Source organism: Streptomyces hundungensis, assembly GCF_003627815.1.
GTDB lineage: Bacteria > Actinomycetota > Actinomycetes > Streptomycetales > Streptomycetaceae > Streptomyces > Streptomyces hundungensis_A.
In genome coordinates, this window is sequence record NZ_CP032698.1 from 8,348,101 (window position 1) to 8,370,307 (window position 22,207).

At 66.9% G+C, this 22,207-nt stretch carries 11 protein-coding genes and 1 pseudogene; 5 read left to right on the forward strand and 7 right to left on the reverse strand.

The genetic code is table 11. The features are described 5' to 3' along the window. Window positions 1–80: 80 nt before the first annotated feature. Entirely contained in the window at window positions 81–884 is an 804-nt protein-coding gene (locus DWB77_RS37255) for a hypothetical protein (protein WP_246033789.1), read from the reverse strand. Between the two features lie 507 nt (window positions 885–1,391). After that, window positions 1,392–2,516, reverse strand: a complete 1,125-nt coding sequence (locus DWB77_RS37260) for a hypothetical protein (protein ID WP_162952730.1) — start codon at window positions 2,514–2,516, stop codon at window positions 1,392–1,394. A gap of 121 nt (window positions 2,517–2,637) precedes the next feature. On the opposite strand from DWB77_RS37260, the gene DWB77_RS37265 reads away from it, so the two are divergent. Then, window positions 2,638–3,189: a hypothetical protein gene (locus DWB77_RS37265; RefSeq protein WP_246033790.1), complete on the forward strand. Its 552-nt coding sequence runs from the start codon at window positions 2,638–2,640 to the stop codon at window positions 3,187–3,189. Between the two features lie 144 nt (window positions 3,190–3,333). Here DWB77_RS37265 and DWB77_RS37270 read toward each other — a convergent pair whose 3' ends face one another. Continuing rightward, on the reverse strand, window positions 3,334–3,900 hold the full coding sequence (locus DWB77_RS37270; protein ID WP_120727150.1) for a TetR/AcrR family transcriptional regulator: 567 nt from the start codon (window positions 3,898–3,900) through the stop codon (window positions 3,334–3,336). Window positions 3,901–4,064: 164 nt separating this feature from the next. Here DWB77_RS37270 and DWB77_RS37275 point away from each other — a divergent pair, with 164 nt between their 5' ends. Then, the gene (locus DWB77_RS37275) at window positions 4,065–5,582 is read left to right on the forward strand and encodes an MFS transporter (RefSeq protein WP_120727152.1); all 1,518 of its coding nucleotides are present in this window, start codon (window positions 4,065–4,067) and stop codon (window positions 5,580–5,582) included. Window positions 5,583–5,671: 89 nt separating this feature from the next. Here DWB77_RS37275 and DWB77_RS37280 read toward each other — a convergent pair whose 3' ends face one another. From DWB77_RS37280 to DWB77_RS37290, 3 genes are all read right to left on the reverse strand, one after another. Further along, a complete protein-coding gene (locus DWB77_RS37280; RefSeq protein ID WP_120727154.1) occupies window positions 5,672–6,523 on the reverse strand; it encodes an IS5 family transposase in 852 nt (283 codons plus the stop codon). Between the two features lie 94 nt (window positions 6,524–6,617). Further along, a complete protein-coding gene (locus DWB77_RS37285) occupies window positions 6,618–7,034 on the reverse strand; it encodes a RacP protein (RefSeq protein WP_120727156.1) in 417 nt (138 codons plus the stop codon). Continuing rightward, window positions 7,034–8,161, reverse strand: coding sequence for a DUF6192 family protein (locus tag DWB77_RS37290; protein ID WP_246033791.1), 1,128 nt, complete (start codon window positions 8,159–8,161; stop codon window positions 7,034–7,036). Before DWB77_RS37290 ends, DWB77_RS37285 begins: the two co-directional genes overlap by 1 nt. A 567-nt stretch (window positions 8,162–8,728) precedes the next feature. Between DWB77_RS37290 and DWB77_RS37295 the strand changes: the two are divergent. From DWB77_RS37295 to DWB77_RS38200, 3 genes and pseudogenes are all read left to right on the forward strand, one after another. Then, window positions 8,729–9,380, forward strand: a pseudogene (locus DWB77_RS37295) (CatB-related O-acetyltransferase). Window positions 9,381–10,472: 1,092 nt separating this feature from the next. Continuing rightward, the gene (locus DWB77_RS37300; protein ID WP_246033792.1) at window positions 10,473–21,035 is read left to right on the forward strand and encodes a LamG-like jellyroll fold domain-containing protein; all 10,563 of its coding nucleotides are present in this window, start codon (window positions 10,473–10,475) and stop codon (window positions 21,033–21,035) included. Further along, window positions 21,032–21,556, forward strand: coding sequence for an SMI1/KNR4 family protein (locus tag DWB77_RS38200; RefSeq protein WP_162952731.1), 525 nt, complete (start codon window positions 21,032–21,034; stop codon window positions 21,554–21,556). Before DWB77_RS37300 ends, DWB77_RS38200 begins: the two co-directional genes overlap by 4 nt. A gap of 356 nt (window positions 21,557–21,912) precedes the next feature. On the opposite strand, the gene DWB77_RS38205 is transcribed toward DWB77_RS38200, so the two are convergent. Then, window positions 21,913–22,092 carry a hypothetical protein gene (locus DWB77_RS38205; protein WP_008742117.1) on the reverse strand — a complete coding sequence of 60 codons (180 nt, stop codon included), beginning with the start codon at window positions 22,090–22,092 and terminating at the stop codon, window positions 21,913–21,915. Window positions 22,093–22,207 lie beyond the last annotated feature (115 nt).

Genomic DNA, 22,207 nt, shown 5'->3' on the forward strand with positions numbered 1-22,207 from the left:
TCGGGCTCCGTGAGGGTGGAGCGGCCCCCGCGAGGGGGAGCGGCCCCCGTGAGGGTGGAGCGGCCCCCGCGAGGCGCGGATCAGTGCTGGTCGAAGACGTAGCCGTGTCCTTCTCCGGCTGGACAGGCAAAGATCCGGAAGTCGCCCCACCTGCCCACCGTGATCCCGGTGGTGTGGTCGCTGGCTACGGTGAACAGCAGGTGGCACGGGGCGCCGCAGGTCAGGCACAGGATGTCGTACGGGTCGGTCAGGTGCCAGGTGGGCCACCCGCCGAACTTGATCCCGGCCACCCGGGTGATGACATCGCTTCCGTCTCCGGTCGCCTTCGCGTACTGCTGTACGGACTTGCTGAGTTCTCCGTCCAGCAGGGTCTGTGGGTGGGGAAAGTCGATGAGGGGCACGGGGGTGAGCGTGCACGGCACCGGGGTGTATCCGTAGTCCGGGTCCTCCTGCCGAACGGGCAGCGGGGGTGAGGTGCGTGTGCGTTTCACGTCTGCGCTGTCGCGCCAGCGGATCTCCGCGACCGGGCTGACGTCGGCATGCGGAGCCGGCGGATCCCAGTGCACGTTGGGGCACCACAGGAGCTGAAACACATCCTTGCCCTCGGGCCACCAGTCGCCCGGTGCATCCCTCCGGTACACCTGCGCCACCGCCACCATGGCGGTCGCCGGCGTACCGGAATCAGACTTCTCGTCCGGGAGGTCGCAGCACGGCCACGCCTCGTCGGCCGGCCAGAGCAACGGCCCACCCACGGAACTCTGGTGGACGGTCGGTTCCCCCGGTGTGGGGGCCAGCACCACGGCCGGCAAGGCGTACGGTGCGAGTCCGGGCACAGCGGCGAGGATGTCCTCCGCGCAGGGCCTGGTTGTGTGGGGCTGATCCATGGCGGGAGAGTAGCCAGCCCCTCCGGCAACGACGCTGAGCGGGTCCGCCCCTCATGGGCGAACTCCGGGGTCCACAGGCGCAGGTGGTGGTCATGCCGGCTCGGCCACGGCGGTGCGCCAGAGCGAGCGCAGTGGCAGCGCCTGGCAGGGGGCAGGGGGCAGGGGGCAGGGGGCAGAGGGGGCAGGGGGACCTGGGGGGGCATGGTGGGTCATGAGGTGCTCTCGGCCGGCGCGGCACCTCACCGCGGGAGCGGAGCCGCCGACAGCGGTCTGTGGCGTGGGCCGGCCATCCCTTGGGTGGCTGAGTCACTGCACCCGTCATGGCTCGGCCCGGAGTTGGTCATGCCAGGCACCCCATGGGCGCGGCGAAGACCGCCGTGGGTCGGATGCCTGCGCACGACGCTTTCCCCGCGTGCGCTGCTCCTGCTCATCAGTCACCGAGCCAGCGCAGAGAGCCCCACTCCTTGTGGCGGGAGGGGGCGACCGCACGAGGGCGTAGGGGGCGCGTCAGCGTACGTCGGCGAAGGTGGCCGACGGCCGTTCCTCGTTCTGAGCCTGGCGGGCGCGCTCGACCACCATGCGGGCGAGTCGCGGCAGCACCGTCGGATCCAGTGGGTGACTGCCCCCGCCGTAGACGACGGTGAGCATGATCGTTCCCGCTCGGGCGACCGTCTGTAGGTGATAGGTGGTCCCCGACTCCGTGGGTTCCTGTCCGGAATAGAACACGCTCTGATCGCCGATGGCGCCGGCGGATCCAGGCGACACGAGCGAGTCCTTGCCCTCCCTCGCGATCCCGTCGCTCCACCTCTTGTACCCGGCCGCCGCCGTCTCGGCACTGTCGAACGCCTCGATCGCGAAGTACGCCTTGTTGACCGAGCCCGGATCCGCGAAGGCGACCCCGGCGTTGCTCCCCAGCCCGTCGCAGCCACCCTGCCGGCAGCTGTTGTCCGTGGTCGCAGCCTGCACGTCCGCCGGCTCGACCAATGACCAGCCGGACGGCATGCTCTGTACGTCGGGCAGGACGCTTTTGAGGAGCTCAAGATCCTTGATGGCGGCTGTCTTTCGCCCCTTCCCGGCGCCGCTTCCCTCGCCGCTGCCCGCCGCCAACGTCCCCGATCCGTCGCGGCCCTCACCCGAGCCCACCGAAGGCGCCCCCGCGGCACCGTCGTCACCACCCACCACCTTGGTGACTCCGTAGGCTCCCAGCCCCATGACGAGCGCCACGACGAGCAGCAGCGCCGCTACCGTCATCGGTGTGAGGTTCTCCTTGCGCAGGGTCAGGGGGCCGAACGAGATGGTGTTGTGCTTGGAGTGGTCGCCGATGTGGGCGTGGTGGATGTCCCGTCCGGCGTGCATCGCCGGGGAGCTGGGCCGCGTCGACTCGTACAACCGCGTTATGTGGCGCGCGAGTTCGGGATCCGCGGCGAGGGTGGCGGCCACCTGGCGCTCCGTCTCGTCGGTGCTCGCGCTCGCCGGATCGAGGGCCTGGCGGCCTTCGGGGGACGACCCCAGTCGCTCCCTCATCAGCCGTGCCGCCTCAGCCCCAGCCGCTCCGCCGATGGCACCCGCCGCCCCATTCGATGCCTGGGTCAGCAGCGCCATGACCCAGGTCGTCACTTCGGATGCTTCCATGAAGTGAGTATCGGCAAGAGCATCGTCGTTCCGTGGATCGTTTCCAGCCCTTCGGCTCGAACGTCATCTCAATCACGTAACGCCCCAAACTCCTTTCGGGGCAGTGTAGTTGGACGCGCCGATGGTCAGTGCTACTGCCTGCCTTCGCGATACCGAGGGGCCGCATCCGCTGGCCGTGTGGGTGCACACCCGGGACACCCCGCACATGCTGGCCTGGGCGCTGACCGGCACCATGCCGCCCGCGCTCGCCGAGCGGTTAACGAGATCCCGGCGGGGACTGGTCGCTCCTCCGGCACCACAATTGGCGCCGGCCGAGCGGACGGTGTTCTTCGACCACCAGCGGGGCACTACCGAGCACGCCACGACCCGAGGCGGACCGTGGGCGCTGCTGCACCGCCAGGCGCTTTACCCGGCCTCGTACGACGACGGGCCGGACGCGGCGGCGTGGACCGTGCACACACTGCACCGCCGGCGTGACGTGCTGGGGCGGCGGGGCTGGTTACGATACTGGCCGGAGGCTCGTTCGACCGCCACGGCGCTCGCCCGGCTCGGTGACCCGCAGCCCCTCCTTGACTTCGTCGACCCGACGACCAGGCGGGTGTCGGCGTCGATGACGACCGGGCAGGTGTCCACGCACTGTCGCAGCCCGCTGCCGCGGTCCGGACGTTGCTGACTCAGCCGCATCCAGGCCGCAGCCGCTGAGTCTCTGTCTACGTGCGGTGCAGGTGAAGGCTTCGCCGCGGAGTGCAGCTGACCAGCGGGTGAAAGGCATACCCGGTCAGGGGCCTCCACGGTCCGGTATGGAGCCAGGTTGAGGTCACAGCAGCCGGTCGACCAGTCCGTCGATGTAGTCCGGGGTGAGCGGCACCATGCCGAACAGGACACGGATGTACATCGGGGCCAGGACGTGGTCCAGCACGTCGAGTGCGTCGGGTGCCGGCTCGCCGCGCTCGCGGGCGCGATCGAGCATGGACTGTAGCTGCCTGGTGCGCTCGGCGCGGAGGTCGGCACCGGCCTGTCGGCCTTGCTGGCCACTGCTCGACAGGGCGACGGCCAGGTGCAGCACCGCTGGACCGTCGGGTCCGGTGATTTCTCGGGCCACTTGGGCCGCGTACGTGCGCAGGTCGCCGTCCAGGCTCCCGGTGTCGGGCATCGGCGACTGGGCATTGAGGCGGGTGAGCACCACCTCGGTGAGCAGGGTTTCCAGACCCCCCCATCGGCGGTAAATGCTGCTGTCGGCCACGCCTGCGCGGGCTGCGACGTCGCCGACGGCGAAATTTCCGTAGCCGCGCTCGCCGATCAGGTCGGTGACGGCTTGGTGCACCTGGGCGGCGACGCGTGCGCTGCGCCCGCCGGGCCGCCGGGCTCGCTGTTGTTCGTTCACACCCTCACCTTAACGCAGTCGGCTCTTGCGTTTATGCGGCACGCTGCCGTACATTTCCTTAACGCAGGCGCCGACGGCTTTAAGGGCGCTGTGTCGTATCACCACCCGCGTCGACCCGACCAGGTGAACCTGACCGATCGAAGGGAAAGCTCTTGGCTGCATCCATGGCTGCGTCGCATGCGACCGCAGGCGGTCGATCAAGCAGGGCCGTGCTGTTCACGGTGGCCTGCCTGGGCCAGTTCATGGTCCTGCTGGACAACACGATCGTCGGAGCGGCGCTGCCCGATATGCAGCACAGGCTGCACACTCAACTGACCGGTCTGCAATGGATCGTCGACGCGTACGTCCTGTTGGTCGCCATGCTGCTTCTGGCCGGCGGTGTCTTCGCCGACCGGTTCGGTCGCAAGCGGGTGTACCTGACCGGCGTGGCCGTTTTCACCACCGCGTCCCTCATATGCGCCCTCGCCCCAACGGTTGGTTGGCTGATCGCCGGCCGGGTATTGCAGGGCATCGGCGCCGCGGCGCTGGCCCCCGCCTCACTCTCCCTGCTCACCGCCGCATACCCCGTGCCGCAGGAACGCATCAAGGCGATCGGGCTGTGGGCCGGCCTCAGCGGCATCGGCCTGGCCGCAGGCCCCGTGGCCGGCGGCGTGTTGACGGACGCCTACGGCTGGCCCGCTATCTTCCTGGTCAATCTGCCCATCGGCGTGATCCTGCTCCTTGTCGGTGTGCGCCGCCTCGGCGAGTCCCGCAATCCGAGCGCCCCCGCGATCGACATCCCGGGCACGGTGTTGTCCGTACTGGGGGTTGGGGCGCTGACATACGGGCTGATCGAGGGTGGTTCCCGAGGGTGGACCTCGCCGGTCATCCTGGGAAGCTTCGCCGCCGCGCAGGTCCTCCTCGCCGCCTTCGTCGCCGTCCAAGCGCGTCGTTCTGCTCCGATGCTGCCGTTGCGGCTGTTCCGGCAGCGACTGTTCACCGTGTCCAACGCCGCCGTGGTCGTGGTGGGCTTCGCGCTCATGGGCTCGTCGTTCTTCTTTTCCCAGTTCTTCGTCTACGTCCAGGGCAGTTCGATTCTGCGGGCCGGCCTACAGACCCTGCCGATGTCCCTGGCCATGGTGATCGTCAGCCCGTACGCGGGCCGGCTCGCCGCCCGGTACGGCTTCCGCATCGTGGTCACCGCCGGCCTCGCCCTCGCAGGCCTGGGACTGCTGGCGCTCGGCATGGTGCACGCCCACACGGCCTATGGGGACGTGTGGTGGCGACTGGCACTCGCCGGCACCGGCTTCGCCCTCGCCATGTCCCCCCTGACCGGCGCCGCCATCCAAGCCGTCAGTCCGCAGGAAGGCGGCCTCGCATCGGGCATCAGCAGCACCACGCGGCAGATCGGCGCGGTGCTGGGAGTAGCGGTACTTGGAGCCGTCGTCCGCGCCCGACAGTCCAGCGGCGCCTCCTTCGAGACCGGCCTCAACAGCGCCTTTGTCGCGGCCGGCGCCGTCACTTTGGCGAGCGCCGTGTTCACCGGCCTGTGGCTGACTCGGTCCGAGCCCGCGGAAGGCTCCGCGGCGCCGCACCGTTCCACAGGTCCACAAACGGTCACCACTTTGAGTGCCTGTTTTCGATTTCGGGGACTGAAGCGGGTCTGGTCTGGGAGTTGGAGTGGGTTGAGAATGTGGACATGACGCCGGTGGCAGCCCGTCGATGGACGTGAGGGCTGTGGGGTGGGTCAGGGTCGTGACGGTCGCGACCGTCACGAATTTGATGTTGGCCGTCAGGCGGCGGTAGCCATCGCCGCCGGGGTTGCCCGTGAGGACCGTCGCGCCGGTTTCCGGGTGAGGCGGCGGGTCATCAGCGTGATGGACGCCCACGTGATCAGTGACTCGCTGACCTGCGGGAGCCGTTCGTGGTCCCGGCAGTGTCGGCGGGCCCGCATGATCCACGACAGCGAGCGTTCGACGACCCAGCGGCGGGGTAGGACAATGAAACCCGTGGTGTTCGGCGGCCTGCGAACCGTTTTGAGGGTGATGTTCACACGGTCTTTTGCCCAGGTCACGAGCTGTCCGGCATAGGCCGAGTCGGCCCAGACAGTGGCAATCTCGGGGTGCATCAGGTGCAGCCGGAACAGGATCTCCTTGGCCGCGTCGCGGTCCTGGATGTCGGCCGGGGTGACCATGACGAGCAGGACCAGGCCACGGGTGTCGACGACCAAGTGCCTCTTGCGGCCGTTGATTTTCTTCGCTCCGTCATAGCCGCGGCTGTCCTTGCCGACGGTCTCGGACGCCTTGACGCTCTGGGAGTCGACGACCACGGCGACGGCCTGCGGGGGCTTGCCGGAGGAGAGCCGGACGGCCCGCCGGAGGTGGTCACGGATGAGGCTGATGACGCCGGTGGCGGCCCAGCGCCGGGCGAACCCGTAGATCGTGCGCCAGGGTGGGTAGTCGGCGGGCATCGCCCGCCACTTGATCCCGTTGTCGACGACATAGCGGATGCCGTCGACGATGTCGCGGCGGTGCCATTTCTCCGGCCGGCCCCGGCCGGTCTCGCAGGCCGGAGGCGGCAACAGCGGCTCCAGCAGGGCCCATTCGGCGTCCGTCATGTCGGACGGGTAGCTGCATCGGCGCATCGTGAACCGGAGGGGCCCTGGCCGGGCTGGTGCGGGAGGGAGCCGGCCAGGACCCCGGTCCTTCCGGTCACTTCGGCGTCCCGGGACAGGAGGTTCATCCGCTCTGTGAGGCTGCCATCTCCAAGGTGGCCTTGACCGCCTCGATCTGCGTGTTCAGGTAGTTCGCCCACCGGCTCCTGGGGAACAGAGCCAGGTGCGGAGCGAGCGTGCCCGTGATCATCCGCTTGAACTGGGTGAGCTTCTCACTGACCCAGGCCCTCTCCCACTCCTCCAGCTCGATCTCGCTCGCGCAGAAGTGGTAACCCCGTTCACGGGTCCAGAGCAGTGGGGGCCAGCCCTTCTGAGCGGCCAGGTCACGCAGGGCGGTCAGCCCGCTGCGGGTCTGGTACTGGCTCAGCTCACAGGCCCCCATCAGGCGTTTGAACGGCAGCCCCGACGGGGCTGCCTCCAGCAGAGCGATCTGAATCAGCTCGGCGTGACGCTCTGCGGCCGGGGAGCGCTTGCGCGCCACTACTCACCCCGCAACATGCGGGCGAGTTCTTCGTCCATGTCGACCCGCCCGGTGGACACCGCGGTCTCCAGCCAGTCCAGCACCGCCCGAGCACGGCCGATGTTGTTCAAAACGACCTCGCGCTCGTCCCCGCTCCACTCACGGCCCCGCAGCTTGGGGACCGACTGCGAGGCTTCGCGCACGAACCGGTGGATCGAGCCGAGCAGATCGACGAAGTCCTCGGTCCGCTCGATCCGCCGGATCGCCGGCGCGACCGGCGACTCCCGCCGGAAGGCCTCAGCCTGCTGGCGCGAGCGTTCGACCTGGGCCCGGTTGACCGCCAGCCGGGCCCGGTCATCAGCTGCCACCCGGGCAGCAACCTCCGGCCGACGCAGCACGTCAGAGGCCAGCTTGGCCGCAGCGACGTCGTCGGTGACCACATGGTGCACGGCCTCCACGCGATGCTCGGGCGTCTGGGCATCGTTCAGGGTGCGGCGCACGTCGATGTCCTGGAGCAGCCGCGCCGCCACCGCCGGCCGCCGCAGCACGTCCCGCGCCGCAGTGACCGCGACGTCCTCGTCGAGAGCCAGATCGTGGATGCGCTCCACCTTCTCCTGGACAGTCCCGGGACGCTCAGGCCGGTGGCCGGCCCGTTTCTTGGCCAGGTCCGCCGTCCACCGCCGCACCCCGGTGACCTCGTCGACGGGCACCTTGTCGATCGCGGCGAACCGTTCCTCGTCGTCGGGGATGTTGGCCAGCACGGCGTGGACCTTGTGGGAGACGCCGTCGCGGCGTTGGCCGACGGGCCACCGGTGTGAGGTGAACCGGTAGTGCAACACGGTCTTGAGCGTCAAGCCGATGTCGTCGGCATAGATCTGCAACGACGCCTTCACCCCGAACAGCGTGTCCGAGGTCGGCGCCGAACCCCCGACCGGTCGCATCGGCTCGATCTCCAGCGCGTGGTCGCCGATGGTGAACATCGCGCGGCCGATCTGAGCGACCAACTGCCGGTCACCGGAGACGATTTCGTCGTAACGGCGCCGGGAAACCTGTCCGACTTTCTCTTCCGACATGGGGAACACCACCCCTTTGTCCGAGGCCGGGCGCGGCACGAAGCGCCGCAAGGAACCCGCGGCCCCTTGCTCCATTCGGAGGGTCCTCCCGCCGCGAGATCGTCAACAAGACGTGACGCCAACTCGGTCAAACTCGGCGCGAGTTAAACAAATAGGGCGTTCATAACAGCGTCACTGTGACGCTGTTCCGGACGCTTCATGTCGCTGCCGCCAGGCCCTTGTCCGGCACCTCGGCGAGCAGTAGACCGTGCCCGCCGGATGCTCCACCCCCGGCGTCCACCGCGTCCCGCACGACGGACACTCCGCGGCGTCCCGGGCCTTGGTCAACGCCACCACCCTCGCCCGCACGCGGCGGGCCTGATGCCAGTGCCTGGAGCGACACACCGCTGAACAGAACCGGGCCCGCGGGCCGGCGTCCAGCCGAAGCCGTTCACCACAGACCGGGCAGTACCGGACCACCGCCCGGCCATCACCATCGGCCACGACCCCAGGCTAGGGCTGACCAGAAGATCACTTCAGCAACTTCGAAAACGGGCACTGAACGAGGCAGTCGCGAACAGCCCGCGCTGACCAGATCACCTGACGGCCCGTTTCTGCCGTACCCAGGCCCCAATCCCACCCGAGAGAGGCACCACCGCCGCGATGCCGCCCCTTCCCGCCGGCCCCACCGTGCTCCACCCGATGCCGGAGCACCCTCGCGTGGTCCTGCTCAAGCCGCTGGTGACATCACCGCTGATAGAGGTCGGCGACTTCTCCTACTACGACGACCCGGACGACCCGCCCGCGTTCGAGACCCGCAACGTCCTCCACCACTACGGTCCCGAACGGCTCGTCATCGGCAAGTAACTGCGCGCTGGGGACGGGCACCCGGTTCATCATGAACGGAACCAACCACCGCATGGACGGCCCGTCCACCTTCCCGTTCCCCACCATGGGCGGCTCCTGGGCCGAGCACTTCGACCTGATCGCGAACCTGCCCGGCCGCGGCGACACGGTCGTCGGCAACGACATCTGGTTCGGCCACGGCGCCACTGTCATGCCCGGGGTGTCTATCGGCCACGGCGCGATCATCGCCTCCGGCGCCGTGGTCAGCGGCGACGTCCCTGACTACGGCATCGTCGGCGGCAACCCGGCCCGGCTCATCCGCACCCGTTTCGACGCCGCCGACATCGCCCGGCTCCTCGCCGTGGCGTGGTGGGATTGACCCGTGCAGCACATCACCCGGCACCTGCGCACGATCATGTCGGGGACCGTCGCCGATCTGGAGGAGGCCGCCACGCAGCCCGACCGGTAACAAGCCTGACGTCGCGTCGCCGCCGGACCGCCCGGGCCGTGCCCCGGTCTCCTACGCCGGCATCGAGTGGCCCTTGTCCCGTCGCCGACCCCGTGTCATCTCGATGGTCCGCGTACCCTTCGTCATCCCCGCCTGCCCAGCCTCGCGTTCATCCGTGAGCTGATGGCACGTGGGCGCCGGGTCACCTGCGCGAACGAGCCGCCGATGGCCGACCGGATCGAGTCCGCCGGCGCGGAGCCGGTGGAACGCTGCCGCGCCTGACGCATGAGACCCGCAGCGACTGTGCCGGTCCACGGTCGCTGCGGGTTCGAGGTGGCTTGGGCGGGCTACTGGCTTTCGATCCAGGTACGGTACCTGGCGACGCCGGTGAAGACGGACGGCGAGTTGGTTGCCGTGCCGCACTCGGCATCGCCCCTGGAGGCGATGCCGACGAGGCCCGTTCATGCCCCGTGCTCCGGCGTCGAGTGTCTCCGTGATGCTGAGCGCGGCCAGGCCCTGCATTTGGTCATTGGCCTGTTGCAGAGTGCTGGCCGCGATCGCCTCAGAGACCCGGGCCGCGTGCTCCAGTGCCCTGGCCACGCCGGTCGGCGGCTCTCGGTAGGCGGTCAGCCACTGGAATCCCGCGCGGAGTGCGGCCGTGAGGTCGCCGTCATGGTTTCGGGGGCGTTGGTGGATGCGTGGAGGCACAGGTCGGCATGGGCGGCACGTCGCGGCGAAGGGACGGTAGTCCGTGACGGTGCCGCGCCGGCACCTGGCGCCCTCGGAGCGGCGCCGCCCAGGCCAGTTGTCGGCCAGCCACCGGTGGCAGCGGCAGACCCCGTGGCGATAGTCCCTGGCCGATCCCAGGCGCGGTTGCGGCGTTCGATGACGACGATCGACGGTGCGGTGCTCGTGGTGATCTGGCACAGGACCGGCTGCTTGTTGCGGTGCCCCGACGAGAGGGACCCGCCTGCGTGCGTGAGGTGCCTTGGGCTGGGAGCAGCCCCCGGACCAGATCGTCTCCAAATTGCCGTTGCTGCCTGCAAGTTGGAGAGTGTTGGTCACCGCCTGTCGGTGGAGGGTGGTTGCTGTTTGCCCGTCTACGCCTGTGCCTTGGACGGCAAGGTTCTGTGCCCAACTTGTGTGATCTCTGTGTTGGCATGTACAAAGCTCCTTGCTATTGATCTTTTGAGTGTTTCCTGGTGGGGGATCCCTGTGCGCCCTGCGCGTCCATTGGTGCTTTGCATTGCCTTCTTGCTGGCCGTATTGGCCGGTACGGAGCAAGCAGCACTTGCTCTGCAGTCCAACGCGGCGCGCGCGACGGGTGAACTCCCGCGCCAGGGCTGGGGCTCCGCTGCCGGACGGGAACATGAGGCGTCCACGGACGCCACCACTGCCCAAACATCTGGCGGTAACAGCGGACCTCTGAAGGCCCCTGGCGAGCTGCCGCGCGACCTCGCCGGGTCGGGAAACGCACCCCTTGATGTCAAGCCCGCGCAACCTGTCGCGGGGGCGGCGGAGCCCGTTAAGGCACCCACGACCTCACCTGCGCCCGGTTTCGACGAGAAAACCAGCAGGGAACTGGTTGCAGAGCGCGCCAAGCAGGCTCGGACTTACCTCAACGCGGACGGCACCCGCACCACTCGCTTCTACGACGAGCCGGTCAACTTTCAGGACGGCGGTCAATGGAAAGAGGTGGACACGCGGTTGGTGCGTTCGGACGGCCCACGTGTGATGTCAGCGTCGGACCAGGGATGGGCGCCGGCCGCGACGGAGTCGCCGATTTCCTTCGGAGACTATGCGAACAGCGACCCTGTCGTGCAGATCTCGTACGGTCAGAACACGTCCGTCGGCTACGCGGTGGAAGGCGCTGCCGTCTCCAAGGGCACCGTGAACGGCAGCGTCATCCGTTACCCGGGCATCCGTACCGCCGCAGACCTCGAACTGCTGGCGGGCAGTGACTCGGTGAAGGAGACGCTCGTCCTCAAGGGTAAGGACGCGCCTGTCGAGTGGCGGTTCCCGCTCGCGCTGAACGGGCTGACCGCGCGACTGGCGGACAAGGGCGGAGTGGACTTCGTGGATGGGGCCGGATCCGTGCGGGCGTGGATGCCGCCGGGCTGGATGGAAGACGCCAATGTCGCCGAGAACAGCAACCAGGGAGAGATTTCCACCGGGGTACGCTACAGCCTCGCCGAGGAGTCCGGACGCCAGGTTCTCGTCGTCTCGCTGGACCAGCAGTGGCTTGCCGATCCGGCGCGTGTCTTCCCCGTCAAGGTGGACCCCTCCGTCACCGGGTTCGACGCGACGGTGGCTACGTATGTGCAGGCTCCGTACAACCAGAACTTCACCAGCGACACGGTGATGAAGGTCGGAACGCCCAACGGTGGCTCCAGCAAGGCTGTCGGCCTGATGCGTTTCGCCGGCCTGGAGAACTCCCTCAAGAACGCATGGGTGCTCAGCGCCGACCTCATGCTCTACAACTCCTGGTCCTACTCGTGCACCCCCCGGCCGGTGGCCGTGCACCCCATCACGTCCAACTGGTCCGAGAAGACCACCACGGCCTACCCGGGCCCGGCGACCGGGGACGCACTAGCTTCCAAGAGCTTCGCCCACGGTTGGCGTCCCTCCGGTACCAATACGTGGTCCTGTGGGGCCGCTTGGGAGGGCATCCCGCTCGGCAGCGACGGTCGTCAGCTAGTCGATGACTGGACTCACCAGCGCAAGCCGAACTACGGCCTGGCCCTGAAAACGTCCACCTCTGACAGCACCAGCTGGAAGCAGTTCGGGTCGGTGAACTACCCGGGTGGCAAACCGAGTCTGAACGTCACCTGGGTCAAGTACGGGGCTACGTATAAGACGAGTGGTTTCGTCACGCCGGTCACGGCCACCTCCGAAGGGTCGATGAACGTCACGGTCACCAACCAGGGCCAGGAAATTTGGACCAAGGGCGGCAACTACGACCTGCAGTACAACCTGTACGACCCCAGCGGCAAGGAGCTGACCAACTCCGGCAACGTACGCAAGACGCTCATGCCCCGTGACGTGCCGCCGGGAGACACCGTCACCCTGACTGCGAACATCGCGCCGATGGCGCCGGGGACGTACGTCCTCGAGTGGACGATGAACGACCTGAAGGGCAATCGTTTCACCAGCGTCGGAGTACCCGGCTACACAATCAAGTTCGACGCGGTCAACATTCCTCCGCAGCTCACCGAGGAAGCGCCGTCCAGTGGTGCGCAGGTGAACTCCCTGACCCCGACGCTGTGGGCTCAGGGCAAGGACGCCGACCGCTTCCCGGCGGGACAGCTTCAGTACTCATTCGAAGTGTGCGAGGTGAACGGCAAGGACACCCGGGTCAATTGCCGCCGTTCCGCCAGGGCCCCCGCACAGCAGTGGGCTGTTCCTGACGGCTGGCTTTCCTGGGGGAAGAGGTATGCCTGGTACGCGTATGCCTCTGACAGCAAGGACTGGTCGGCGCAGCCCAACCCCGCGTTCTTCACGACGGACGTTCCGCAGCCGCCCGTGACCTCACACCTCGGTGGAGATGACGGCCGAGAAGTGGGGTACCGAGCGGGCAACTATGCCACGGCTTCAACGGACGCCGCACTGCCCACGGTGGGACCGGAACTGTCCGTTACGCGTACCTACAATTCCTTGGGCCCGAGCAGCCAGAGCGCGTTCGGTGCGGGCTGGGTCACCCGTTTCGACACGAGACTGCGCCAGGAAGACGCGGGCCGCTCTGTAGTGATCACCATGGAGGACGGCTCGCGGGTGCGGTTCGCCCGCAACCCCGACGGCTCCTATGCAGGAGCCTCCGGCGGCACGTCGACGATCACCCGTGGTCAAGCCGGTACATGGACGCTCCGCCTGAGATCGGGTGTTATTTACACCTACCTTGACTCCGGTGCGCTTCAGAGCATCACTGACAGCGCAGGGCGCAGCCAGCGGCTGTCGTACAGCGCGGACGGAAGCGGCACCCTTCAGTCCGTCACAGACGCGCAATCGGGCCGGTCCCTCACCTTCACCTGGGCCGGCGGACATGTCAGCTCGGTGGCAACCAACGCCGTTGGCCCCAGCGCGCCCGGCCTGACCTGGACGTACACCTACAGCGGGGACCGACTCACCAAGGTGTGTCCACCTACTTCCTCCACTGCGTGCACGCAGTACGCATATGAGGACGGTTCGCTCTACCGGGCAAGAGTCCTGGACGAAAACCCGATCTCCTATTGGCGACTGGGCGAGAGCGACGACACTGGCACCGCAGCGAGCGAGGCACCCTCAGCCACTGGTCTCAACAACGCCCGCTACCGCAATGTGCAGCTCCAGCAGCCTGGTGCGCTCGCAGCCACCAGCAGCACGGCAGCCGGCTTCGACGGCACGAGCTCCTCGGTGGAGCTCCCTGAGAACACGCTGCGCACCAGCACGTTCCTCTCGGTGGAACTGTGGTTCCAGACGACCAAGCCGGGTGTCCTGATGGGCTTCCAGAACAGCCGCCTCGAAGACACGCCCGGTAACTGGACCCCCACCTTGGCAGTCAGCGCCGACGGCAAGCTGCATGGTCAGTACTGGAACGGCAAGGTCCAGCCGCTGATCAGCAGCAGCCAGGTAGCGGACGGAGCCTGGCACCATGCTGTGCTCACCGGAGCCGGCACCACCCAGTCTCTCTATCTGGACGGTGCCCTGGTCGGTACCCTCGCGGGCCCGATCGACCACCAGGACCAGTCGTACACCTATCTCGGTGCCGGATACACCAGCAACGGCTGGGACGTGCCCGCCACGGCCTCCGCGGTCCAGCGCTTCACTGGTCGGATGCAGGACGTCGCGGTCTACCAGCACACCCTGGATGCCGCAACCGTGGCCGAACATTTCGCGGCCCGCACGGCAACCGGACGCATGACCAAGGTCACCAATCCGTCCGGCCGGGTCCACGCCACCGTGGCCTACGACCCCAGCAGTGGACGGGTCACGCAGACCACCGACCAGAACGGTGGTACCTGGAAGCTGTCGGCCCCTGCCTACTCGGCCGGATCGGCCGCCTACAGCGACGCGATCACCGCCACCGGACCCCTGAACTACTGGCGCCTCGGCGAGCGCAGCGGCGCCGTCGCAGCCGACGAGATGTCCACAGGCACCAGCGGGTCCTACCGCGACGGAGTGACGCTCGGCGACACGGGCGTTTTCGCAGACGGCGACAGCACAGCCATCACCTTGGACGGCAGCAAGGGAGCGGTCTCCGTACCCATCGAGCCGCTGACCCAGTCTCCGGCCATGTCGGTGGAGCTGTGGTTCCGCACCAGCAAGGCCGGTGTCCTCCTGGGACTCCAGAACGCCGACCTCGGCTCGACCCCCACCAACTGGAACCCGAGTCTGCTGGTGGACTCCGACGGCCTGCTGCGCGGTCACCTTTGGAACGCAGGCGGCTCCACCGGCGCCATCAAGTCCCGCGACAAGGTGACCGACAACGACTGGCACCATGTCGTCCTGACGGGATCCAGCACGGGCCAATCCCTCTACCTGGATGGCGTCAAACTCGGCAGCGTCGCGGGAGCTGCCAAGCCCGAGGCTGTCGACCACGCATACCTAGGTGCCGGCTACTCCAGCACGCCCTGGGACATCGGAACTGCCGGAACCCGCTACTTCAGCGGCCAGCTCGCCGAAGCCGCCTTCTACGGTAAGGAATTGGACGAGCAGACGGTCGCCAACCACTTCCGGGCCCGTACCCGGCTCGTCTCCGGCGGCGGCGACCACTATCAGGGAGCCGTCCTGTCCGGTGCGCCTGCGCAGTACTGGAGGCTGGACGAAACGACCGGCACGCAGGCCCGCAACAAGATCGGCGCCTATGGCGGCTACGGCACCTACTACAACACCACCCTTGGAGCCACCGGCCCGTTCGGCACCGGTGACGGCGCCGCAGTCACGCTGAACGGCAATGACCACAGCAACATCTCCCTGCCCATGGACATCCTCGGTTCACCGAACGAGGTCACGGCGGAACTGTGGTTCCGCACAACAAAGGCAGGTGTCCTGCTGGGGTTGCAGAACACCGAACTCGGCTCGACTCCGACCAACTGGCAGCCGATCCTCCTGGTGGACTCCGATGGCCTGCTGCGCGGTCACCTGTGGAACAGCGGCGGCTCCACCGGCGCCATCAAATCCGCGGACAAGGTGACCGATAACGACTGGCACCACGTCGCACTCGCGGGATCGGCAACCGGACAAGCCCTCTTCCTGGACGGCGTCAAGCTCGGCACTGTCCCGGGCGCAGTCAAGACCGAGGCACTCAGCCACGCCTACCTGGGCGCCGGCTACTCCAGCGCCACCTGGGACGGCGGTGCCTCCGGCACGCGCTACTTCACCGGCCAACTCGCCGAAGCAGCCATGTATGGCCGCGCCCTTACAGACGACCAGATCGCCTCGCACTACCAGGCGATGCGCACCTCGGGTGCCTCGGCTCTGGCCTCCACCATCACCCTCACCGACCCGGCAGGCGGCACCCAGAGCACGACCTACGACGTGCTGCGAGGCCAGCGCACCATCAGCGCCGTAGACGCCGGCGGCGGCCGGACCGTCTTCGCCTACGACACCGGCGGCTTCCTCAACACCATTACGGATCCCAACGGCCACTCCACGATCACCGGCCACGACACGCGCGGCAACACGGTCTCCACCACGAAATGCCGTGACGCAAACACCTGTTGGACGTCTTTCACGGAGTACTACTACAACGCCTCTGACTCCAATGACCTGAGGAACGACAAGCCGGTCGCCATCCGCGATGCCCGCTCGGCCAACCCTGCGGACAACCGGTACAAGACCACGACCAGCTACACAACGCTGGGGCTGCCCGCGTCGGTCACCCTGGCCGACGGCCGGAGCTCGTCCACGGCCTACACCACCGGCACGGAGCCGGCTGTGGGCGGCGGCACCACCCCGAGCGGTCTGGTGGCTTCCACCACCACACCTGCGGGAGCGATTACCGCCTACACCTACTTCGCCAGCGGAGACGTCGCGCGGGCCACCGCTCCATCCGGCCTGATCACCGCATACACCTACGACGGCCTCGGGCGGAAGACCACGGAGACCCAGATCTCCAAGAGCTCACCTGACGGTGTCACGACCACCTACGCCTACGACTCCATGTCCCGGGTCACCACCGAGACGGGCGCCACGGTCAAGAACGAGATATCGGGCACCAACCACGCCGCAAAGATCAGCCGGACCTTCGACGACGACGGCAACCTCCTCACCCAGACCACGGAGGACACCGCGGGCAGCGACCCCAAGCGCGTTGCCAGCAACCACTACGACGACCACGGCCTCAACGACAGCGCCACCGACGCGGCAGGCAACCAGACCGCGTTCGGGCACGATGGTCTGGGCCGAGTGAACCGGCAGACCGATGCGGCAGGTAACACGTACACGTACACCTATACTCCGCGCGGACAGCACGCCGAAACGACACTCCAGGACTGGACCGGGGATATCTCCGGGCAGGCTCACGACCTGGTCGTCGCCTCCAACGCCTATGACCCGGCGGGCCGCCTCGCCACCACCACCGACGCCATGGGCGCTACCACCGCCTACACCTACTTCGACGACAATCTGCCGGCCACAACCACCGCCAAGCAGATCACCCAGGGAGACGGCAGCAAGCACGACATCGTCCTGGAGTCCAACTCCTATGACGGTGCGGGCGACCTGACCCAGAAGGTCACGGGGGGCGGACGCACCACTGTCGTCAACACCGTGGACGCCACGGGCCGCACCACCACCAGCACCATCGATCCTGCCGGCCTGAACCGCACCACCACCTACACGTACGACAACGACGACCGCGTCACCAACGAAGCCCACACGGTCGACTCATCCGGCAACAAGCAGACCGTCTCCACTGTCTACGACACGGCCGGCAATCCCACCAAGTCGACCCTGACCGACGGCACCACCAGCCGTGTCACGACACAGACATACGACGACCGCGGCCTGTTGACCTCGCAGGTCAGCCCCCGCGGCAACACCTCCGGCGCCGATCCTGCGGCGTACACGACCACGAACCGCTACGACGTACTCGGCCGCCCGGTACAGCAGACCGCGCCGCCGGTCGCAGTGGAGGAGAACGGTGCAACGGCCCGCACCACGCAGGTCACGACCCGCACCGGCTACAACACCTTCGGTGAGCCCACCGAATCCCAGGACGCCCGCGGCACTGTGACACGCAGCGAGGTCGACAGCCTCGGCCGAACCACCGCCATCACGCTGCCCGACTACACCCCGCCGGGAGGCGCGAAGATCACCGCTACCTCGCGCACCCGCTACGACGTCCTGGGACACGTCGCCAGCACCATCGATCCGCTGGGCCGCACCACCACCTTCACCTACGACCAGCTTGGCCAGGTCATCCAGAAGACTGACCCGTCCCTGGGCAAGAGCCTCAACCAGAACCTCACCAGCAGCGCGATGACGGACGTCAGCGGTGCCGGTGTGAGCCGGTACGCCTGGACGCCCACCGGCCTCCAGCTCTCCGCCACTGGCCCCACCGGAGCGCGGACCGAATCGACCTACGACGAACTCGGCCGCCGGATCACAGCAACCACCGTCGAGCGCTACCCCGCCCAGCAGAACTTGACGACCCGCTACACGTGGGACGACGCGAGTAACCAGACCTCTTCCACCACACCCGGCAACCACACCACCGCCGTCACCTATGACGCGGCCGGTGAGCCGATGACCGCCACTGATGCGATGGGCGGCATCACCAAGTCCGGCTACGACGGCCTCGGCCGTCAGACCCAGACCATGGATGCCACCGGCCGCAAGACCACCACGGCCTATGACATCCTCGGCAACCAGACTTCGCAAACCGACTACGGCACGGGAACCACCGCCTTGCGCACCGCCTCCGCGGAGTACGACGCGGACGGCAACCGCACGGCCTCCATCTCGGCGACCGGTACCCGCATGACATACAGCTTCGATGCCATGGGCCGTATGACCCAGCAGGTCGAACCGGTCTCCGACGGCCGCGCCATCACTACACGCTTCGGCTACGACGCGGCCGGCAACCGCACCCGCCTCACGGACGGACGCGGCAACTCCACCGCCTACACCTTCACCCCGTGGAACCTGCCGGAATCCACCATCGAACCGGCGACCGTCGCCCACCCAGCCGCAGCGGACCGCACCTGGACCACGGTCTACGACGCGGCGGGCCAGAGCGTCTCGCAATCCTTGCCCGGCGGAGTCAAGCGCGACCGCACCTATGATGCGCTCGGTCGCCTGACCGCCGAGACCGGAACCGGATCCGAAGCCGCCACCACCGCCAGATCCCTGGACTACGACCTGGCCGGCCACATGACGTCCGCCGGAACGGACGGACTGCTGGGCCGCAACACCTACACCTATAACGACCGTGGCCAACTCCTCACCAGCGACGGCCCGTCCGGCAAGACCGGCTACGCCTACGACGCCGACGGCAACATGACTCAGCGCACCACCAAGGCCGGGACCACGCTCTACGGATACGATGCAGCAGACCGCATGACCTGGACCCAGGACGCGATCACCCAGAACCAGATCTGGTCCTCCTACGACGCCGTCGGCAGGCCCACCCAGAACCAGTACGCTGTCATACCGCGGGGTGGAAAGAGCTGGGCCGACGCCGTCATTTCGGCCCGCCGCGCCTACGACTACGACAGCCTCGGCCGTCTCACCAGTGACAAGATCACCGACCCGAACGGAACCGGCGAACTAGCGTCGACCACATACGCCTACGACCTCGACGACCGCCTCACGAAGAAGAACACCAAGGGAACCGCCGGGGCAGCCGACAACACCTACGGCTATGACCAGGCAGGTCGCATGACCTCCTGGAACAACGGCACTTCGACCACCGCATACGGCTGGGACGACGCGGGCAACCGCACCACCGCGGGCACCGCGACCTCGACCTACGACGAACGCAACCGCCTGCTCACCGACGGCACCGCCACCTACTCCTACACGGCCCGAGGCACCCTCTCCACAGTCACCGGCCTTGCCGGTGGCCCACGAAACCTGACCTTCGACGCCTTCGAGCGGAAGATCACTGACGGGGCGGCAACGTTCGCCTATGACGCCCTGGACCGCGTCCGTCAGAGCGGCCAGAACACCTTCAGCTACGACGGCGGCTCCAACAACATCACCGACGACGGCACCAGCCAGTACACCCGCACCCCGAGTGGAGCCCTGCAAGGCATAGCCAACGGCACCACCAGTCAGTGGGCAGTCACCGACCAGCACAGCGATCTGGTTGCCGGCCTCACCCCCGATGGCAAGGCCCTCACCGGCTCCACCGCCTACACCCCCTTCGGCCAGAAGACCGCCTCCACCGGCAGCAACTCAACACTTGGCTACCAGTCAGGCTGGACAGACCCGGCATCCGAAGACGTCAACATGGCCTCGCGCTGGTACACGCCCGGCACCGGCGGATTCGAGTCGCGCGACACTTGGCAGCTCTCCGCAACTCCCTCTGCCCAGGACAACCGCTACGGCTATGGCAACGGTGCCCCGCTCAACGGGACTGACCCGAACGGACACTGCCTCGAAGACCTGTGCATCGGAGAGGCTTACGTCGCCACCGTCCTAGGCGCCGCGGCGCTGGGCTGGGCCAAGTCCTACCAAAGCCAACAGCACAGCAGTTGGAACTGGTCGTTTGACTGGCACTGGAACTGGCCCTGGTCCTCGTCGGCTGGGTCCTCTGCAGGTAGCTACCCGGGGGCGCTCACCTGGAACTACTCAGGCAGTATCGCCTCGTCTCTTTCGGCTCAAGCAGCCCGCCTCCGTGCCGCCGCCGATGACGCGGAGCCCGATGCCGGTGACGGCGAAACCGATGACACCACACCGAGGGCACGCGCGCCTCGAAAAGCGAGAGGTACGACCAAGGTCCGTAAGCCGATCCGCACCCGGCCCAAGAAGCCGCAGATCGACCAGAACCCCAACAACGGCGCACACCCTAGGCCCGCCCTCACTCGCCCGACTCCGAGACCGAACTGGGACCCCAGGGGCAACGGGTGGGATCCGAAGGACGGCTGGAAACTTCTTTACACCGCAGCCAACATCCTTTCGCAATTCGGGAGTAGCCAGTACACGCCGAACACGCAGGGATCCCCTGCTCCTCAGCCGGGAACTGCTGCTGGAGGAAGCCTCGGAGGCGGGTCGGGCGGAAGTGATCCATGTTCCCAACCCCGTACCGCGCGCTATAACTATCAGCCGTTGGTGGACGGCGCTCCCACAGGGGCTGTCGCTCTGATGTGCCCGAGTGATCTGAAGCCGCCCAACTCCCGTGGTTCCCGAAAGGGAACCTGGGAGCCCCCGGGGTATGTGTCCGGTGTAGACAAAAATAACGTTCCCGTCTTTAATCGCTCCCACATAGTGGCAGACCGTTTCAATGGTGACTGGGTGAAGGAAAATATCTTTACCGGCTTCAAGCAGATGAATGATCCAGTTATGAAGCAATGTGAAAGTAGGATGGCGCAGCAGCTGAAGGAAGGGAAGCGTGTGCTGTACTCTGGACAGCTTGAGTACGGAAACGGGCGAAATAATATCCCGACCGCAATCAGAATGACGGCTAGCACCCCCAGTGGCCCGCTTTTCGACATCAATATTTCTAATATGCCTGGAAAGGTGAAATCCTGTTGAGTATCCATTCTTTTGAAGAGGCCCTTCCGGGATTGAGGGCCTTGCGGAGCACGTCACCCCGGCAGGTCGATTGGGGCGCAATCTCCCGTGAACTCGGCGTGTCTCTTCCATCGGATTACCGTCAGCTTTCTGAAAGCTACCCCAGGTTTTCGATCTCGGATTTTCTATTCGTCTCCATTCCGCAGCCGGGGGAGGAGCGAGGATTTGTTGCAGGCATCAGAGAGCAGCTAGATGATCTGGGCAGTCTGGTGGACTCCGAGATGAATCACGGATACCTTCCGTACCCGAAAGCTGGAGGCCTCATCCCCTGGGGTTCCTCCTTTGAAGGTGACACGTTCTACTGGCACACGGACCAGACGTGTGGAGATTGGAGTGTCGTAATCGCTGGTCATAACGACGACTGGGTGGCTTATTCCGGCACCATGACGGAATATCTGACAGGCCTGGTTTCAGGCGTCATTTCCCCAGATGGGCTACCTGACGGATTTCCCGGACCTACGCCCAACGTTGAGGCTCTCTGAACCTGAACCTCTATCGTTCCGTCATTCAATGAGTGAAGGCCTGCGGCGATTCCCGCGCCGGAGAAAGGGGATTCACGGGCTGACGTTATGGGGCTAGGCCTGCTCGTTAATCCCCTGGTGCGGGCTGCTCAGCCGCGGTACGACAAATTGTGGGTTCACTCGAGCACCGTCAAAACCATCAGGATCCCCACCGACTCCACAAGCATCACGAGTGACCCGTATCCGAGGATCTGACGGACAGACCAACCCGGCGACCCGCGTCCGCGCGCACAACCGCGCTATGCGGGGCCAGCACTGCCGGCATGGAAAGGTAGAGAAGGGCTGAGCTTGCCGTTTGACGTCGTGCCTGAACTCGCTCAGTACGAGTTGTCGAGTTGGTCTACGAGGAATCGAAGTTCGCGAGCTCGGCGCCGGGACATGCCGTGGATCACGGCATCCAGGAACTCCCGTGCTTCGAAGGGGCTGCCGCAGCATTCCCACACACCGCAACCGCCGTCCTCGTACTCACTCCAGAGGTTGCGGTACGGGTCTCGCACGAACCCTCGCCGAATCCTCACGGACTCGGCCGTGACGCCAGGCCACAGGTAGTTCCGGTTCCGCTCGACCCTGGCAACTTCGGCAAGAGCAGGCGGGGACAGGCCAGCAATAGGG

Excerpts from the sequence above, each read along its gene's own strand:
- DWB77_RS37275 (WP_120727152.1), top strand. The coding sequence starts at position 4,065 with ATGGCTGCGTCGCATGCGACCGCAGGCGGTCGATCAAGCAGGGCCGTG.
- DWB77_RS37265 (WP_246033790.1), top strand. The coding sequence starts at position 2,638 with ATGGTCAGTGCTACTGCCTGCCTTCGCGATACCGAGGGGCCGCATCCG.
- DWB77_RS37290 (WP_246033791.1), bottom strand. The coding sequence starts at position 8,161 with ATGGAGCAAGGGGCCGCGGGTTCCTTGCGGCGCTTCGTGCCGCGCCCG.
- DWB77_RS37255 (WP_246033789.1), bottom strand. The coding sequence starts at position 884 with ATGGATCAGCCCCACACAACCAGGCCCTGCGCGGAGGACATCCTCGCC.
- DWB77_RS37260 (WP_162952730.1), bottom strand. The coding sequence starts at position 2,516 with ATGGAAGCATCCGAAGTGACGACCTGGGTCATGGCGCTGCTGACCCAG.
- DWB77_RS37280 (WP_120727154.1), bottom strand. The coding sequence starts at position 6,523 with ATGCGCCGATGCAGCTACCCGTCCGACATGACGGACGCCGAATGGGCC.